This is a genomic window from Spirillospora sp. NPDC049652 (genome assembly GCF_040675125.1).
In the GTDB taxonomy this organism is placed as follows: Bacteria; Actinomycetota; Actinomycetes; order Streptosporangiales; family Streptosporangiaceae; genus Spirillospora.
Genome location: NZ_JBFAOF010001447.1, coordinates 1 through 1,320 on the forward strand (window position 1 = coordinate 1; position 1,320 = coordinate 1,320).

Below are 1,320 nucleotides of genomic sequence, written 5' to 3' on the forward strand. Positions count from 1 at the left end.
CGATCGGGCCGCGAAGTCGGGGACCGGCAGCGCGGCCCGGTCGACCTTGCCGTTGGCGGTCACGGGGAACTCGTCCAGCAGCACGAACGCGGCCGGGACCATGTAGTCCGGAAGCTTGGCGGCCACGTGCTCACGCAGCCCCTCGGCCGAAGCGTCCGCCACCAGGTACGCGACCAGCCGCTTCGTCCCCGGCTGGTCCTCGCGCGCCAGGACGACGACCTGGGCGACGGCCTCGTGGGCGGCCAGCACCGCCTCGATCTCGGCCAGCTCGACCCGGAAGCCCCGGATCTTCACCTGCTCGTCCGCGCGACCGGCGAACTCCAGGATGCCGTCCCTCGTCCAGCGCACCAGGTCGCCGGTCCGGTACATCCGTCCGCCGGGGCCGAAGGGGCAGGCCACGAACCGCTCGGCCGTGAGCGCGGGGTTGGCGATGTAGCCGCGCGCCACCCCGGCTCCGGCGACGTACAGTTCACCGGTGACGCCCGGAGGGACGGGACGCAGGTACTCGTCCAGCACGTAGGCGCGGGCGTTGTCCATCGGACGGCCCATCGGCACCGGACCGTCCGCCTGGAGCGGATCGGTGAGCGGGATCTGGGTGGTGAACGCCGTGGTCTCGGTCGGGCCGTAGGTGGCGCGGACCGTCAGGCCCGGATGGGCGGCCAGGAGCGTCCGGACGGCGATCGGAGAGATCACGTCGCCCCCGGTCAGCACCTCGCGGACCCCGGTGAACATCTCCGGGGCCTGGTCGGCGAGCGCCGCGAACAGCCCGGAAGGGGCCACCACGTGGGTCACCTGGTGCTCGGTGACCAGGTCGGCCCGCTCGTAGACGTCCACCTCGCCCGGCGGCACGATGACCAGCCGGCCGCCACGCAGCAGCGGCGCCCAGATCTCGTAGGTCGAGGCGTCGAAGGCGTGGTTGGCCTGGACCAGCACCCGCTCCAGCACCTCATCGCTCCACGCCTCGTCAGCGCAGAAGTCGGCGACGTTGGCGTGCGTGACCGCTACGCCCTTGGGCGTCCCGGTCGAACCGGACGTGTAGATGACGTACGCGAGCTGGTCGGGCGAGACCGCGACATCGACCGAGGTCTCGTCCGGGTCCAGTGAGCCGAGGAACCCCTCGTCCACCACCAGCACCGGGCTCGCGTCGGCGAGCATGAACGCGATGCGTTCCGCCGGATAGGACGGGTCGATCGGCAGATAGGCCGCCCCCGCCTTCACCACTCCCAGCAACACCGCGATCAGATCGGCCGAACGCTCCAGCCGAACACCGACCAGATCCTCACGGCCCACACCACGTCCGGCCAGCGTCCGCGCCACACG

At 71.7% G+C, this 1,320-nt stretch carries 1 protein-coding gene; it reads right to left on the reverse strand.

What is annotated here, in order from left to right; genetic code table 11:
• A partial coding sequence (locus AB0J52_RS40985) for an amino acid adenylation domain-containing protein (RefSeq protein ID WP_500188644.1) occupies positions 1-1,317 on the reverse strand: 1,317 nt, incomplete at its 3' end.
• Positions 1,318-1,320: the final 3 nt, after the last annotated feature.